The sequence below is a fragment of the Thermus sp. FJN-A genome (assembly GCF_054655095.1).
Window position 1 is genome coordinate 1 of sequence record NZ_BAAHSC010000285.1, and the last position, 236, is coordinate 236.

Consider the following 236-nt stretch of genomic DNA (forward strand, 5'->3'; position numbering starts at 1 on the left):
GCATGAGGTTTCTTCGGGGTCTGGCGTGGACGGTGCTCATGGGCCTGGCCTTGGCCCTTTCTTCCCAAGGCAGGCTCCAGGGCCCCGTTCAGGTGCTCAAGGTGGTGGACGGGGACACGGTGGAGCTTCAGGGCCTCGGGCCGGTGCGCCTCATCGGGGTGGACGCCCCGGAGTCCACCTACAACCACCGCACCTCGGGCCCCGAGGAGGTGAGGCTCGGCCTCGAGGCCAAGGCC

General features: G+C 69.5%; 1 protein-coding gene. It reads left to right on the forward strand.

Annotation, left to right across the window (positions count from 1 at the left end; genetic code table 11):
* Positions 1 to 38: 38 nt before the first annotated feature.
* Positions 39 to 236: thermonuclease family protein (locus ACYQ0J_RS13730; protein ID WP_460172629.1), on the forward strand; the 198-nt coding region annotated here is incomplete at its 3' end.